We start from the raw sequence: 14,572 nt of genomic DNA, 5'->3' as shown, positions 1-14,572 counted from the left end.
TTCATGGGCAATGTCCTGGTCGGAATCGACGTTGGCGGGACCTTCACCGACGTCGTGGCCATCGACCGAGATCGGGCGGAGTATCATTACTTCAAGCTGCCGTCGACGCGGGAGAATCCGGCCGATGCCGCATTGGAAGGCCTGAGCCGGGTACTGGAAATCGCCGGCGAACCGGCATCCTCGGTCAAAGCTTTTTCGCACGGTACGACGGTCGCGACGAACGCGATCCTTGAAGGTCGATATGCGCCGACCCAGCTCGTCTCGACGGCGGGTTTCCGGGACATTCTTGAACTGGCACGGCAGCGGCGGCCGCAACTGTGGAATCTGGACCGGCCCAAACCCGATCCGATCGCGCCGCGCGACCGCCGGTTCGAGGTCGAGGAACGTCTGGATGCCAGCGGCAGCGTGGTCACGCCCCTGTCGGCGGAATCGCTGCGCCGGCTGGTCGAGAATCTGGCGCGATCCGACGGTCGAACAGTGGCAGTCTGCCTGCTGCATTCCTATGCCAATCCTGCCCACGAGGCCGCGATTGCCGAGGCCATCAAGCAGGCGCTTCCCGATATGTATGTCTGCTGTTCGAGCGACGTCGTCGGCGAGTTCCGCGAATACGAACGCTTTTGTTCGACCGTTCTGAACGCAGCACTGCTGCCGGTGATGGGGCGGTATCTGGGCGCGCTGGAAGACGGTGTCCGTGATCAGGGCGCGCCGGCCGGCGTGACGGTCATGCAGTCGAACGGCGGCACCATGTCGGCCGAGCGGGCACGGGAGCGACCGATCGGCACCTTCCTGTCCGGACCCGCTGCCGGTGTCGTCGGTGCGATCGCCGTCGGACGCGACGTTGACACCCCGGATTTCGTCACTTTCGACATGGGCGGCACCAGCACCGATGTCTGTCTGGTGGAAAATGGCCGCGCGCCCATCCGCCGCGATCAGACCGTCGGCGGCATGCCGGTTCGAACGCCGACCGTCGATATTCATACCGTCGGTGCGGGGGGCGGCAGTATCGCCTGGATCGATGACGGCGGCCTGCTCAAGGTGGGCCCCAAAAGCGCCGGGGCACGGCCCGGTCCGGCCTGCTACGGCCATGGCGGGACCCAGCCAGCGGTCAGCGATGCCAATGTGGTGCTGGGGCGGCTGAACCCTGTTGCCCTGCTGAACGGCCGGATGAAGGTCGATCTGCCGGCCGCGCACGCTGCCCTGTCGAACCGGATCGGCGATCCGCTGTCGCTCGACGCCGAGCAGGCGGCGATCGGTATTCTGCAGATCGTCAACGCGAACATGGTTCAGGCGATCCGCGTGATTTCCGTCGAACGTGGCTATGACCCGCGCGATTTCGCCCTGATGGCGTTCGGCGGTGCGGGACCCCTGCACGCGGCGGAAATCGCCGAAGAACTGGGCATGCGCACAGTGGTCGTCCCGGCGCGGCCGGGTCTGCTGTGCGCGCAGGGACTGCTTCACTCCGAGCGCCGGACCGATTTCAGCCGCACGCGGATCATGCCCGTCACGCAGGCGACGCTCGCCGATCTTCGGACTCTGATCGAGGGGATCGACGAGGAAATGGCCGCATGGTCGACGAGCGAAGCCCTGGATCGTGAGGCGCTGACACTGCGATACGCCGCCGACATGCGCTATGTCGGCCAGGACTTCGAATTGCTGATCCCGTTCGATCGCGCTGCGGTTTCGGGCGGCGGCATCGTCGACGATCTGCATGCGTCCTTTCACAGGTTCCACCACGAGCATTACGGCTATGCCGCCGAAGGCAAGCCCGTGGAACTGGTCGCGGTCCGGCTTACGGCGATCGCGCCTGCCACACCGCTGCCGGCCGCAGCGCACGCGCCGGCCGACGGCGACGGCCGCACCGGAGAGCGTCCGGTCTGGTTCAAGTCCACCGGCGTCACGGCGACTCCCGTTTATGACCGCTCAAGGCTGCCGGCCGGGACGCGTCTGGAGGGTCCGGCACTGCTGGAACAGATGGACAGCACCACGGTCGTACCGCCGGGCATGACCGCCCGCCTTGCGGCTTCCGGCGATATCGTCATGACGCGGAACGATGCCGCTTCGAACGGAAAGGACGCGCAATGACCGGCGCTGCTAAAGACCTGGACGGAATGGACGCGATCTGGGTGGAAGTCATCGCCAACCAGATCATGGGCGTGGCCGAAGAAATGGCCTCGACGCTGATCCGGGCGAGTTTTTCCCCGAATATCAAGCAGCGCGCGGATTGTTCCACGGCAGTGCTGGCCCCGAACGGCGACGTTCTGGCCCAGGCGCCGCGCATCCCGATCCATCTCGGGTCGATGATCGGGGCGATCGAGCATCTGCTGCACTTTCATCCTCTCGACACCCTGTCGCCGGGCGACATGTTCCTGGCCAACGATCCCTATACCGGCGGCGGCCAGCATCTGCCGGACATCAACTTCGTCGCCCCGGTCTTTTTCGAAGGCCGGGTCGCGGCCTTCGTCGCCAATATCGCCCACCACGCCGATGTCGGCGGTATGGTCGCGGGAAGCGAATCCTCGATCTGCCAGACGATTTTCCAGGAGGGCATCAGGCTGCCGCCGGTCGCGATCGTGCGCGGCGGCGTGGTGAACCGCGACATTCAGGAAATCATCACCCTGAACTCGCGCACGCCCGAGGAACGGCATGGCGATATCCTGGCACAGATCGCGGCCAACACCGTCGGCGTCCGGCGTCTGACGGAATGCATGCAAAGATATGGCCATGACCGTGTCATCGGCGCCTGCAACCATTATCTCGATGCGACGGAGCGCCGGTTCCGCGCACGGCTCGCCGACATTCCCGACGGTGTGTTCGAGGCCGCCGATGCCCTGGATCCCGATCTTTATGGCAATGGCGAAACCGTGCCGATCAAGCTGCGGCTGGAGAAAAAGGGCACCGAACTGATTCTGGACTTCGAAGGCACCGGCCCACAACTGCCCAGCGCCCGGAACCTGCCGGTAGGTGCCCTGCATTCGACGATCTACTGCGTAGTCAAGATCCTGCTGGATCCGGACCTGCCGGCGAATTCCGGCTATTTCCGCGCCATCACCGTCAAGACGCCCGAAGGCACGGTCGTCAGCCCATCGCCCGGTGCGGCGGTCGGCGCGCGTGCTCTGGCCTCGGCGGTGGTTGGCGACGTTGTGGCGTCGACGCTGTCGCAGATGGTGCCTGAAAGCGCGGTTGCCGGGTCGGGGCCGCACCATCAGGCGACATTCTCGGGAACCTACCCGTCCGGCGGTGTCTGGGTCGACTATGAGACCTTTGCTGGCGCGCAGGGTGCGCGGCCCTATCAGGACGGCATGGACGCGGTGCGGATTCACGCCTCCGGCGCGTCGAACCTGCCGGTCGAGGCGCTGGAACACGCCTATCCCCTGATTATCGAACGCTATGCCCTCAGGGACGACAGCGGCGGCGCGGGACATTATCGCGGCGGCTGCGGGCTGATCCGTGATTATCGGGCCCTGTCGCCCATGACGGTCAGCCTGTCGGCCGAACGCCAGGCCGTGGCGCCGCGGGGTGTCGATGGCGGCCGGGACGGGGCGACCGGCGCCTTCGTGCTCAATCCGGGGCGTTCGGGCGAGCGCAGACTGCCCTCGGCTGTGGGCGAACTGGCCATGGCACAAGGCGATGTGCTGAGCATCCGCACACCCGGCGGCGCCGGCTTCGGCGACCCGGATCGCCGCGACCCCGCGCTGCTTGAGAAAGACATCCGCGAAGGACGCGTCACGAAAGGGGGGGCCGGACTATGAGCACACAGGCCGAATTCAGATCGCTGTTTCCGGTCTTCGACCGCCGCATCTATATGGATATCGCCGCGCGGGCGCCGCTGTCGCGCCCCGTTCGTCAGGCCTATGACGCATGGCTGGACGACTGGCAGGGGACGGGCGGCACCAAGGACCAATGGATGGCCGCGCTGGAGCGGACCAGGGGGAAGTTCGCCCGGTTGATCGGCGCAAAAACGTCCGAGGTGGCGTTCACCAAGAACGTGTCCGAAGGGCTCAACATCATCGCCAACGCCATCGAATGGCGGGCCGGCGACAATGTGGTGCTGTGCCCCGACGTGGAGCATCCGAACAACATCTATGTCTGGCTGAACGAGCGCCGGCGCGATGTGGAAATCCGCATTGTGAAGTCCGACCATGGCCGCGTCCGCCCGGAGGATTATTTCGCGGCCATCGACGACCGTACGCGCCTGGTCGCCATTTCGCAGGTTTCCTTCGCGCCCGGCCGGACCCTGGATCCGACGCCGATCGGCAAGTTCTGCCGCGAGCGGGGCATCTTTCTGCTGGTCGATGCCGCGCAATCCGCCGGCGTCATGCATGTCGACGTCGAGGCCATGAACATCGATGCACTGGCGGTCAGCAGCCACAAGGCGATCCTGGGGCCATACGGCATGGGGTTCCTCTACTGCCGCCAGGAGTGGCTGCAGCGTATGCAGCCGGTTTATCTGGCGCGCTATTCCGTCCTGGTCGCCGAAAGCGATCATGAAGAGGTGATGGGCACCTTCAGCTATCAGCTTCCCAACGACGGCCGCCGTTTCGAGGTCGGAAATTACAACTACAGTGCCGCCATCGCGACCGAGGCGGCGCTGGACATGCTGCTGGAGGCCGGATCGCGGACCATCGAAGCCCATGTCCTGAACCTCGCCGATACCTTTACGAAGGGTCTGGAGGCGGCGGGCCTGGAGGTGTGCAGCGGCCGTCGGGATGACGGGCTTTGCCAGATGGTAACCGTCGGCCAATGGGGCAGCGGCGGGCACTACAGCAGCGACGACGAATCCCTGACCCGGCTCTTCGAGCTGTTGCTTGAGAATGGCGTGACCCTGTCGCTGCGACGCGGTCTGGTCAGATTTTCCCTGCATTACTACAACAACGACGACGATATTCAGAAAGTGCTGTCGCTGGTTAAAAGCACCAACTGAATAATGTAACAACAATGACATCAATCTAAACAGTGGAGGCATAAAATGCCAAGAAACATATCAAAACCGACCTCGCGTCTGGCGTTGCTGGCGACCGTGGGTGTGGCTATCGGCAGTCTGTCGATTGCCGACTCAACCGATGCCGTGGCACAGGATTGGCCCGAGCGCGATATATCCGTGATTGTCGCCTTTGGCGCCGGTGGCGGCACCGACCGCCAGACACGGGTCATGGCGCGTCATCTCGAAGAAGTCCTCGGCGTGTCGGTCACGGTACAGAACGCGCCCGGCGCCGGCGGACAGGTCGGGGCGCTTACCGTCCTGCGCGAGGAGCCGGACGGCTATACCATTCTGTCGACCAACCAGCCCGACCAGAGCATGACCATCGCCCTTCAGGATGCGCCGTATGATGCCGACGACTGGGCCATCCTGGCCGTCGACATCTACGATCCGCGCCTGATCGTGGTCGCCAATGATTCGCCCTATGAAACCTGGGCTGATTTCGTCGAGGCGGCGCGCGAAAATCCCGGCGAGCTCTCAGTCAGTGCCGTGACCGGCGGCGCTCAGGATCTGTTCGGCCGCTGGATCATGGACGTGTTCGATCTCGACGTCAATCACGTCGGCTATCCCTCAGGTGGTGAAGCGGGCAGTGCGGTTCTGGGCGGTCATGTCACCGCGAATATCGGCGACGATTTCTCGCGCCTGAACATGCGCGACGACGTCCGGGGCCTGCTGCTCGGGTCGCCGGAACCCAGCCCCCGCTGGCCCGAAGCGACGCTGATGGTCGATGCGCTGGCCGAAGAAGGCCTGGAGCCACCGACCCCTGACTTCCTGGCACGGTATCACGTCTATGCCGTCCCGGCGGCCATGGTCGACGAGCACCCCGAGCGTTTCGCCCGCCTTCAGGACGCCATCATCTCGATCAAGGACCTGCCGGAATACCAGGACTTCATCGCCGAAAGCGGCGTCGAGGACCTGTCGGTCATGGAGCCCGGCGAGAATTACGAAGAGAACTTCCGCCTGTCGCTGGAAGCGCTTGGCGAGATCAGCGATCTCGCCGCCCAATAGTGCTCACAGGTAATCCCGCCTCCTGACGGGGCGGGGGCAGACCGCGAAAACGGGCCCGGTTCACAACCGGGCCCGTTTTCGCGTCTGCCCCCCCGGCGAGCCTGCCGAAATTTGTTGCCGGTGTTGCAAAACCGGGCGGCACGGGCGTTTGGGAGGACCGAACCGTGCCGCCCGGCAGGCGGCGCCCCAATCAGGGCGCTCGCTGGGATCTCCTCGACACGCGATTGAGGAGCGATCGAGGAGAGTGCGCGCGAGGGTGCTGGAGTGGCGGTCGCGTCTACCCTCCGTTCGGCAGCGCCGTCTCCAGACCGCCGTCGCCGGCGAAGCGGCGAACGACGTCTTCGGCGAATGTCATGTCCATGCAGTCGTCAAAAGCAGGTTTGCGCTTGATGAAGCCGCCCGACACGAGGCCTGCGGCCTGCCGGTCGAAGCCTTCCTCGGCCATGGCCGGTGTCGCGCCCCAGATGCCGAGCTTCAGGTAGCGGTCGATTGCGGCCGTCAGGATGGCGCGGTCGACGCCTTCGAAATAGGGCGCGACCAGCGTCGCGATGGCCTCGCTGTCGCGGCTGTGAATCCACTGCTGTGCCACGAACATTCCATGGACCATGGCGCGCGCGGCGGCGGGGTTTTCCGTCAGCCAGCGCCGGGTGGCGAAAAAGGTCGTGTAGCTGGTCAGGCCGCGATCGGCGGCCGCGTACCAGACCGATCCCCGTCCACCGGCAACCAGCTCTTCAACGATCGGCTGGAATGTCTGGATGACGTCGGCGCGGCCGTCGGCAAGGGCCGCGACGGCATGGGGCATCGAGAGATTGGCGATGCGCCGGATGCTGGCGGGGTCGATGCCGACGCGGCGCAGGTCTTCTTGCAGGCATAGCCAGGGCGTCGGCACTTCCGACACCGACACCAGCGTCAGATCCGCGAGATCCCTGAGGTGGAAGTTGCGTGGCGTGCGCCCGACCAGAAAGAAGGGGTCCCGGGTGACGACCTCGCAGAATCCGACGACATGCTGTCCGCGCGGTTGGTCCGGCGGCCTCTGATCGGCGTCCTGCATGAGCCGCATGGGACCACCCCAGGCGACATCCGCCTTTGCGTCGCGCAAAGCACCGCAAACATCGGCGCCGGGCGGGACGGCACCGAAATCGATGGTCAGCCCTTCCTTCTCGAAGACGCCGAGCGCCAGCGCCGCGTAGAACGGCGTGTAAAAGACAGCCCGGAAGCGTTCCCAAAGAACGACATGCACAAGGATTCTCCGGCATTGATAACCGCGGTCGCCGCAGGTCGGATCGCGTCGAGCCAGGGCGGGCGAGGGTTCTAAAGGAACCGGAACGGTAGCACCGCCGATGCCGGGAATGCAGGTAGAAATTCGATATATCAGGATTGCGCTTTCGGAAAATGCGCTTTTGAAAGCTGGTAGCGCGATTGACGGTGTATTCTCTGAGGCTATCGAATGATCTCACGTTGGGGCGATGGCCATGTTTCGAATGTTTTCCAGTCGGCTCGCTGGCGCCGTGGCGCGCGGGACGGGCGACAGGCCTGTGGGCCTGAATGTCTTTATCCTGCCGGCTGACACCGCCTATCCGTTCATCGCCTGGTGCTATGCCAATTATGCGTCGGGCGCTGTGGTCGATTTCTCCGACCGCGGGTCGCCGCTGTTGTTCGCCGACACCGCGACGCCGGTGGATGTGCGCACGGCCGCTGCCCGGTATGACGTGATGAAGGCCGATACGTGCAGCCGCACACCGGCCGATCTCATCGCCGACTGGTCAGACGACCTGGTGGCGGTCGGGATCGGGTGTTCGGTGGTCGTCGATCATGCGATGACGGCGGCGGGCATCGGCCTGAAGCATATTGCGCGTTCGGTGGCTCTCGCCGTTTACGAGACGGCGGTGCCGACCCGTGCGGTCGGTCCGTTCTCCGCCCGCCAGCATGTGTCCATGCGCATCGTGAAGAAGGCGCAGGCCGATGACGCCGTTGCGGTCACCGGGCGCTATCCCGTGCTTCATGGTGCGCCGGTTCATGTCGGCGATGCCGCCGAACTGGGGATCGCCGATCTCGCAAAGCCGGTGCTGGGAGCGGGCCTGATGCCGGATGACGACGAGATCTGCCTTTTCTGGGGCTGTGGTGTGACCCTGCGCGCGGCGTTGTCTGGCACTGTATTCTGGATGGCCAACAGCGAAGGCAGCCTCGTTGCCACGCCATTTCCGATATCGGCCTTTCGCACGCCGGATCCTCGGGCGCCGTCCTGAAGGCGTACGCCGGTGCGTCAGCCGGCCGCGCTGCCGAGCGCGTCATCGACCAGATGGCGCACCCATTCGACATCGTCTCCCGACAGTGTGTCGATCAGGCCCTCGCGCAGATATGCCGCAAGCTGCGCTCGCGGATCGAGGCCGGCCCGATCCATCGCCGCGATCCGGGGCGGGTTATAGGCATGGCAGCGTAGCGATAGCCCGACCTCGCGCAGAATGCGCGCCTGGTCGGGGTCGAAGACGTCAAGATCGATGCTGAGTTGGTCGAGCCGCGCCGACTGGGCAACGGCCAGCGGGTCGGGATGACGCACCGGCACGATGCCGGCGGTCGCAACATCGGGAAGCCTGTCCTTCAGCCACCCCAGCCACGCATGGTCGAAGGACAGCAGCATCACCCGGCTGCGGTCGTGTGGATCGGCCAAAGCGCGTGCCAGTGCGGCCGCCATGGTGGGCAAATTGCGCTTTTCCTTTATCTCGACCTCGATCATGAAATCATGCGCATGCGCAAAGTCGAGCGTCTCGGCCAGCGTTGGAATGCGTTCGCCGGCAAAGCCGGGCCCGAACCACGACCCGGCGTCGAGCCGCTTCAACGCGCTGAGGGTCATATCGGCGGCGGCACCGGTGCCGTCGGTGGTCCGGTCGACCAGGAGGTCGTGGAGAATGACGATCTCGCCGTCGGCGCTCAGAACGGCGTCGATCTCCGCCGCCGTGCCGCCGGCCTCGACCGTTGCCCTCAGGGCGGCGAGCGTGTTTTCCGGGGCTGCGGTGCAGTGTCCGCGATGGCCGGAAATCAGGGGGCGCGCGCCGTCGGCTCTTCGGAAGCTTTGAGCCATTTCGAATGCCTCTGTCTGCGGATGAGGGAACCTGGAGGCTGCCGGTGCATCATACCGCCGGCGTTGCGATTCGTATTCCACATTCTTGACACCGGCACATTCCTGAACGAAAATTCCAACCGGACTATGTCATAAAATGTTCATTTCACTTATATGTGTTTGAAACATTCCAAAGATAAATAATGGAAACACCCGATCGGCATTATTGGCGATCGCGATGTGAAACCTACCTTGGGAGGTACCATTGGCATTCATTCGTACGACAATGCTGGCGACCGCTTCGGTTGCTTTGCTTGCCGCTCCTGCAATCGCACAGGATACGATCACGCTCGAAGCATGGACCGTCGGACCGGACGATCCGTCCGAGCCGCGGGCCGACAATCTGGAACGCGCCGTTGAGGCCCTGAACGGCACCCTCGAAGAGGAAGGCGCCGATTACAGGGTCGAGATCGAAACCGATTTCGACACTTCAGACTGGGACAGCTATCGCCGCCGCGTGCTGCTGTCCTTCGAATCCGGCGATGCGCCCGATATCGTCTCCTCCGCCCATATCGACGTTGCGCCATGGTCTGATGCCGGCTTCATCGCGCCGCTGGATTCCTACATCGACGGCAACGACCGGTTCGACGACATCGTTCCCGCCCTTTGGGACGCCGTTACCTATCGCGGCTCGCGCTGGGCGATACCCCAGGACACCGAGGCGCGGCCGTTCTATTACAGCAAGCCGCTGTTGGCGGAACTGGGTTGGAGCGACGAGGAAATCGACGGTTTGCCGGACCGCATCGAATCCGGCGACTTCACCTGGGATGACGTGATCTCGGTCGGCCGCGAAGCCGTGGAAGCCGGTGTCGTCGAGGAAGGGCGCGGCTATTGGCACCGCCCGGTGAACGGCCCGGATTTCTGGCAGTTCATGCTGCTGCACGGCGCCACGCTTCAGGATCCCGAGAGCGGCAACCTTGTCTATGACCCCGAAGTCGGCGAAGAAGTGTTCGCCATGTTCGAGACCATGGTCGAGGAAGGCGTCCTGACGCCGGACATCAACGGCATGAGCTGGAACGACTTCCACGCCCAGACCAGTTCGGGCGAGTCTGTTCTGTTCTGGTCGGGCGGCACCTGGAACTGGGCGGAATGGGCGACCGGCCAGGTCGCCGACAGGGGTGGCAACGAGTATCTGCAGGAAACGATCGGTTTTGCCCTGCAGCCGCAGGCCGATGCCGATGTCGGCCCGCTGACCCTGTCTCAGCCGCACAGCTACATGATCAGCGAATCCTCCGAGCACAAGGACGTTGCGGCCCGGGTTCTGGCCCATGCTCAAGACCCTGAGATCGAGCGTCATCACTTCCTGACCACGCTGCGCCCGCCGGTCCTGCAGTCCAGCCGCGAACTTGCGGAATTCGAGGACGACTGGTTCATCAGCCGGATCGCCTATATGGCGGATTACAGCGGGTTCCAGCCGCTTCACCCGTCGCTCGGCGTCTATTCGGAGAACTACTATCGCGTTTTGACCGCGGTCGAGCAGGGTGAGTTCGACGCCGCCATGGCGGCGGAGATCCTGGCCGAGGAACTCGCCGGCGATCTCGGCGACGCGATCGAAATCCGGTAACGGCCGTATGACGTCACATCAAACCGAAAGGCGTGCGGGCCCAGTGCCCGCCGCTTCCGGCCCGTTTCCCGGACGATCGGCAGGGCGATCCCCCGGCCGATTCTGGGGACAGGTGCGCATGCCGCTGCTGTTCCTGCTGCCGGCAGGCGTGCTGGTGATCGCCTTTTTCATCTGGCCGGTCGTCAATACGATCCTGCTTTCGCTCACCAATCTGTCGACAGCGAATTTCGGCAATCCCGATTTCGTTGGGCTGGACAACTATTCAACCGTGCTGAGTGATCGCTGGATGCCGCGCATTCTGGGCAACAGTGTTTTCTACCTTGTTGCCACGCTGGCGTTCTTCAATCTGGGTCTGGCGCTGGTCATCGCCGTCTCGACCTCTTTCATCCCGCAGCGGGCCGCCGACGGCATCCGCCTGTTCTGGCTCCTGCCGCGCATCACCTCGCCGGTCGTTTTCGTGCTGATCATCCAGGGTCTGCTGGCCCCCGGTCCGTATGGCGTGCTCAGCCAACTGACCGGCGTTTCGCAAAGCTGGATCAACGCCTATCCCTGGACGGTCATCGTCTTCGCCAACGGAATCATCGGGGCGTCGTTCGGGATGCTGATCTTCACCGCCTCGATCAAGTCGATCCCGGATGAGCAGTTTCAGGCCGCCGCCGTCGACGGTGCCAGCCAGATGTTTCTGGTGCGCCGGGTAATCCTGCCACAACTGCGGTGGCCGATCCTGTTCGTGACAGCCTATCAGTCGCTCGCCCTGCTCAGTTCCTTTGAATACATCATGCTTCTGACCAATGGCGGACCCGGATTCTATACGACCGAAGTCTGGTCGCTGTGGGCCTATTCGGAGGCATTCCAGAGCTATTCGGGAACGGCGCGGTTCGGCCTGGGATCGGCCATGGTGGCGGGGCTTGTCGTCGTGGCGCTGATCGTCTCGCTGATCATCCTTCGGCTGTTCCGATTCAATGATCTGGTCACCAAACCGAAGATCGAGGTGAACTGAGCCATGCCCGGTTTCCAACGTAACTGGTATCTCTGGATGGCATTGCTGCTGGGGATCACCTTTCCCGTGGCGCTCGGTTATCTGTGGCTGATCATCTCGTCATTGAATTCCGAAATGCACGGCCTGCAGCCGGTCGGGCTGTGGGAAATCGACAACTGGCGCTTTCTGTGGGAGCCGATCGGCCCGCGGCCGATGATCTGGACCGTGCTGGCGAACACGCTGATCTTCGCGCTCGGCACCTCGGCGCTGATCGTCACGGTCTCGGCGATGGCGGCCTACGCCATCTCGCGGCTCAACTTCCCGGGGCGCGGATTCATGCTGGGCCTGATCCTGATCCTGCACGCGTTCCCCGCGGTCAGCCTGCTGATCGCGACCTTCTACGTCCTGCTCGCCATCGGGCTGTTCGACAGTCTGCTCGGCGTGGTGTTCGTCATGGCGGCCTTCCTGATGCCACTGGGTATCTGGCTGCTTAAGGGGTTTTTCGACGGCCTTTCCTGGGACATGGAGATGGCGGCACTGGTGGACGGCGCGTCGCGCTGGCGGATTTTCTGGCATATCGCGCTGCCGATGATCCGGCCGGGACTGTTTGCGCTCGGCATCTTTACCTTTCTCGTCGCGTGGGGCGAATTCATCGTCCCCTATACTTTCATCGTCTCAAGCCGGACCTGGATCTTCTCGGTCTACCTGCAGAGTCTTGCCGGCGATATGGAACGCGCCGACTTCGGACTTGTGGCGGCGGTCGGGGTCTTTTACACGCTGCCGGCGGTGATCATCTTCCTGCTCGGCCAGCGCTATCTCCTGCAGATGTATTTCGGGGGTTCCAAGGGATGAGCCAGGAACAAATGTCTCATGCGCGCGGCGTGGACATCGAACTGAGCGATCTGTCCAAGCAGTTCGGCGATGTATGGGCGGTCCGGCCGTTGAACATGGCGGTCGAGAAGGGTGAGATGGTCGCGCTTCTGGGCCCCAGCGGCTGCGGCAAGACGACGACGCTGCTGATGGTGGCCGGGCTGCTCAAGCCGACGGCGGGCAGCGTCCGCTTTGACGGCGCGCCGATCGACCATCTTCATCCGGGCAACCGCGATGTCGGCATGGTGTTTCAGTCCTATGCGCTGTACCCGCATATGACCCTGTTCAAGAATATCGCCTTTCCGCTGGAAACCCAGGGGCTGGATCGCAAGGAGATCCAGCAACGCGTGACCGGGGCGGCCGAGATTCTGGGCATCGTCGACCAGCTTCAGCGACTGCCCGGACAGGTATCGGGTGGCCAGCAGCAGCGCGCGGCCATTGCCAGGGCCATCGTCAAACGCCCGGCGCTGTTGCTGCTGGACGAGCCGCTGTCCAACCTCGATGCGCAGGTGCGCCTGCAGGCCCGTGCCGAACTGCGCCGCCTGCAAAAGGAACTGGGCGTGACCAGCCTGCTGGTGACCCATGATCAGGCCGAGGCGCTGGCCATGGCCGACCGGGTGGCGGTCTTCCACAACGGAACCATCACCCAGTATGCGACGCCCGACACCCTGTATCATTCGCCGGCAACGCTGTTCGTGGCGGGCTTCGTCGGTCACCCGCCGATGAACCTGATCGCCGGCCATTTTCGCCAGGGCCATTTCGACTTCGACGGCGGGCGGGTGGCCTGCCCGGGAATCCCTGACGACAGCGGTCATCTCGGGCTCCGGCCCGAGGAGATCGTTCTGGCTGACGACACGGACCAGGAAGGCGGGCACCGCATTACCGGGACGGTCGATGTCGTCGAGGTACAAGGCCGCGACCGCCTCGTGACCGCCAGCGTCGGCGACAATGTCAGCCTGAAGGTACTGGTGCCCCGGGAGACCCCCGTTCCGGCCCATGGCAGGATCGTATTGTCGATTGCCGGCTGTCGGCTTCACCCCTTCGGCGCGGATGGCCGGCGTCTCGATTGAACCGACCCTCATGGGTCGCAGAAAGAAGCATTATGCACGTTCCCATTCTGAAACATCACAAGCTGCTCACCGGAAACGGTGAGGCACCGCCCAACAGTCTCGACGCGCTGGAAGCGTGTCTGGCGTCGGGCGCCGGGGCGATCGAATTCGATATTCGCGCCGCTGGCGACGACCGTTTCGTCCTGTTGCACGACGCGACACTGGAGCGGGAGACGAACGGTATCGGGCCGGTTTCGGCCATCGACAGCGACGCCTTCGCCGGCCTGACGCTGCGTGGCACTCGCGGCAAGGGCGATCGCGGCAGGACGGCGACACTCGATGATGCCGTGTTGCGGATCGCTGCCCATGGCCGGCCGCTGAAGGTGCAGATCGACCTGAAGGAAATCCGACCGCTGTCGCCGGCACTAGTTGCGGCACTGGCGGCGGCGGTCAGGGAAATGCAGGCGAACCCGGCATTGGAGGTTGTGGTCGGCTGTATCGCCGACTGGAATCTGCGGGCGCTGCGCCGGGTGTATCCGCAAGCCGTGCTGGGTTTCGATCCGATGTTGTATCTGGACCTGCCGGATGCATTGACTGACCAGCCCGGCCGCCGCGTCAATGCCTATGGCTTTTTCGATGAGCATTGGCTCGGCCAGCGGCAGTGGCTTTCTGCGGCCGATTATCTGAACGAGCGGATTCAGGGGCTGATCGAAGGCTTCCCGCATGCGCGGGAGTGCTATTTGCGGGCCGGTGTGGCGCTGGCCGCTCTGGATGCGGGGCTGGATGCGGTCGCCGCCATCAGGAGCGTCCAGCCCGATATGCTGATCGATCTCTGGACGATCGATGCTGTAACACCGGCCGATCAGACTGCACTGCGCCGTCTGCTGGCGCTGGGCCCCGACCAGATCACAACCAACCGCGCGGCGATTCTGGGGCCGATGATCGAGGGCTGGAGGGGGTAGTCGCCCCGTCTTTACGCTCATGAGATGCTGGCGCGCGCGGCGCA

At 64.1% G+C, this 14,572-nt stretch carries 12 protein-coding genes; 10 read left to right on the top strand and 2 right to left on the bottom strand.

Translation table 11 applies throughout. The annotated features are described in order from the left end of the window. Window positions 1–3: 3 nt before the first annotated feature. From ABZ728_RS17115 to ABZ728_RS17100, 4 genes are read left to right on the top strand one after another with little or no spacing between them, the layout of a single operon-like run. Window positions 4–2,082, top strand: a complete 2,079-nt coding sequence (locus tag ABZ728_RS17115; RefSeq protein WP_366657453.1) for a hydantoinase/oxoprolinase family protein — start codon at window positions 4–6, stop codon at window positions 2,080–2,082. After that, window positions 2,079–3,749: a hydantoinase B/oxoprolinase family protein gene (locus tag ABZ728_RS17110; RefSeq protein WP_366657452.1), complete on the top strand. Its 1,671-nt coding sequence runs from the start codon at window positions 2,079–2,081 to the stop codon at window positions 3,747–3,749. The genes ABZ728_RS17115 and ABZ728_RS17110 overlap by 4 nt, the downstream gene beginning before the upstream one ends. Beyond that, a complete protein-coding gene (locus ABZ728_RS17105; protein ID WP_366657451.1) occupies window positions 3,746–4,921 on the top strand; it encodes an aminotransferase class V-fold PLP-dependent enzyme in 1,176 nt (391 codons plus the stop codon). The genes ABZ728_RS17110 and ABZ728_RS17105 overlap by 4 nt, the downstream gene beginning before the upstream one ends. Before the next feature lie 45 nt (window positions 4,922–4,966). Then, window positions 4,967–5,986, top strand: coding sequence for a tripartite tricarboxylate transporter substrate binding protein (locus ABZ728_RS17100; protein ID WP_366657450.1), 1,020 nt, complete (start codon window positions 4,967–4,969; stop codon window positions 5,984–5,986). A gap of 277 nt (window positions 5,987–6,263) precedes the next feature. Here ABZ728_RS17100 and ABZ728_RS17095 read toward each other — a convergent pair whose 3' ends face one another. Beyond that, window positions 6,264–7,226: an ABC transporter substrate-binding protein gene (locus ABZ728_RS17095; RefSeq protein WP_366657449.1), complete on the bottom strand. Its 963-nt coding sequence runs from the start codon at window positions 7,224–7,226 to the stop codon at window positions 6,264–6,266. Between the two features lie 232 nt (window positions 7,227–7,458). On the opposite strand from ABZ728_RS17095, the gene ABZ728_RS17090 reads away from it, so the two are divergent. Next, window positions 7,459–8,232, top strand: coding sequence for a DUF1445 domain-containing protein (locus ABZ728_RS17090; protein WP_366657448.1), 774 nt, complete (start codon window positions 7,459–7,461; stop codon window positions 8,230–8,232). A 17-nt stretch (window positions 8,233–8,249) separates the two neighbouring features. Here ABZ728_RS17090 and ABZ728_RS17085 read toward each other — a convergent pair whose 3' ends face one another. Further along, the gene (locus tag ABZ728_RS17085; protein WP_366657447.1) at window positions 8,250–9,065 is read right to left on the bottom strand and encodes a glycerophosphodiester phosphodiesterase family protein; all 816 of its coding nucleotides are present in this window, start codon (window positions 9,063–9,065) and stop codon (window positions 8,250–8,252) included. A 244-nt stretch (window positions 9,066–9,309) separates the two neighbouring features. On the opposite strand from ABZ728_RS17085, the gene ABZ728_RS17080 reads away from it, so the two are divergent. The 5 genes from ABZ728_RS17080 to ABZ728_RS17060 all read left to right on the top strand — a co-directional run bounded on the left by ABZ728_RS17080 (window position 9,310) and on the right by ABZ728_RS17060 (window position 14,528). After that, window positions 9,310–10,668 (top strand): extracellular solute-binding protein, encoded by a 1,359-nt coding sequence (locus ABZ728_RS17080; protein ID WP_366657446.1) that lies wholly within the window; start codon window positions 9,310–9,312, stop codon window positions 10,666–10,668. A 118-nt stretch (window positions 10,669–10,786) separates the two neighbouring features. Continuing rightward, window positions 10,787–11,668, top strand: a complete 882-nt coding sequence (locus ABZ728_RS17075; protein WP_366657445.1) for a sugar ABC transporter permease — start codon at window positions 10,787–10,789, stop codon at window positions 11,666–11,668. Window positions 11,669–11,671: 3 nt separating this feature from the next. Further along, a complete protein-coding gene (locus ABZ728_RS17070; protein ID WP_366657444.1) occupies window positions 11,672–12,499 on the top strand; it encodes a carbohydrate ABC transporter permease in 828 nt (275 codons plus the stop codon). Next, window positions 12,496–13,587 carry an ABC transporter ATP-binding protein gene (locus ABZ728_RS17065; protein WP_366657443.1) on the top strand — a complete coding sequence of 364 codons (1,092 nt, stop codon included), beginning with the start codon at window positions 12,496–12,498 and terminating at the stop codon, window positions 13,585–13,587. Before ABZ728_RS17070 ends, ABZ728_RS17065 begins: the two co-directional genes overlap by 4 nt. A 32-nt stretch (window positions 13,588–13,619) precedes the next feature. Then, window positions 13,620–14,528 (top strand): glycerophosphodiester phosphodiesterase family protein, encoded by a 909-nt coding sequence (locus ABZ728_RS17060; RefSeq protein WP_366657442.1) that lies wholly within the window; start codon window positions 13,620–13,622, stop codon window positions 14,526–14,528. Window positions 14,529–14,572 lie beyond the last annotated feature (44 nt).

Origin of the sequence: Fodinicurvata sp. EGI_FJ10296 (assembly GCF_040712075.1) — a bacterium.
GTDB lineage: Bacteria > Pseudomonadota > Alphaproteobacteria > DSM-16000 > Inquilinaceae > JBFCVL01.
Note: the sequence above shows the minus strand (reverse complement) of the source record. Positions and strands in the feature narration are given on the sequence as shown.

Excerpts from the sequence above, each read along its gene's own strand:
- ABZ728_RS17115 (WP_366657453.1), top strand. The coding sequence starts at position 4 with ATGGGCAATGTCCTGGTCGGAATCGACGTTGGCGGGACCTTCACCGAC.
- ABZ728_RS17110 (WP_366657452.1), top strand. The coding sequence starts at position 2,079 with ATGACCGGCGCTGCTAAAGACCTGGACGGAATGGACGCGATCTGGGTG.
- ABZ728_RS17105 (WP_366657451.1), top strand. The coding sequence starts at position 3,746 with ATGAGCACACAGGCCGAATTCAGATCGCTGTTTCCGGTCTTCGACCGC.
- ABZ728_RS17100 (WP_366657450.1), top strand. The coding sequence starts at position 4,967 with ATGCCAAGAAACATATCAAAACCGACCTCGCGTCTGGCGTTGCTGGCG.
- ABZ728_RS17090 (WP_366657448.1), top strand. The coding sequence starts at position 7,459 with ATGTTTCGAATGTTTTCCAGTCGGCTCGCTGGCGCCGTGGCGCGCGGG.
- ABZ728_RS17085 (WP_366657447.1), bottom strand. The coding sequence starts at position 9,065 with ATGGCTCAAAGCTTCCGAAGAGCCGACGGCGCGCGCCCCCTGATTTCC.
- ABZ728_RS17075 (WP_366657445.1), top strand. The coding sequence starts at position 10,787 with ATGCCGCTGCTGTTCCTGCTGCCGGCAGGCGTGCTGGTGATCGCCTTT.
- ABZ728_RS17070 (WP_366657444.1), top strand. The coding sequence starts at position 11,672 with ATGCCCGGTTTCCAACGTAACTGGTATCTCTGGATGGCATTGCTGCTG.
- ABZ728_RS17065 (WP_366657443.1), top strand. The coding sequence starts at position 12,496 with ATGAGCCAGGAACAAATGTCTCATGCGCGCGGCGTGGACATCGAACTG.
- ABZ728_RS17060 (WP_366657442.1), top strand. The coding sequence starts at position 13,620 with ATGCACGTTCCCATTCTGAAACATCACAAGCTGCTCACCGGAAACGGT.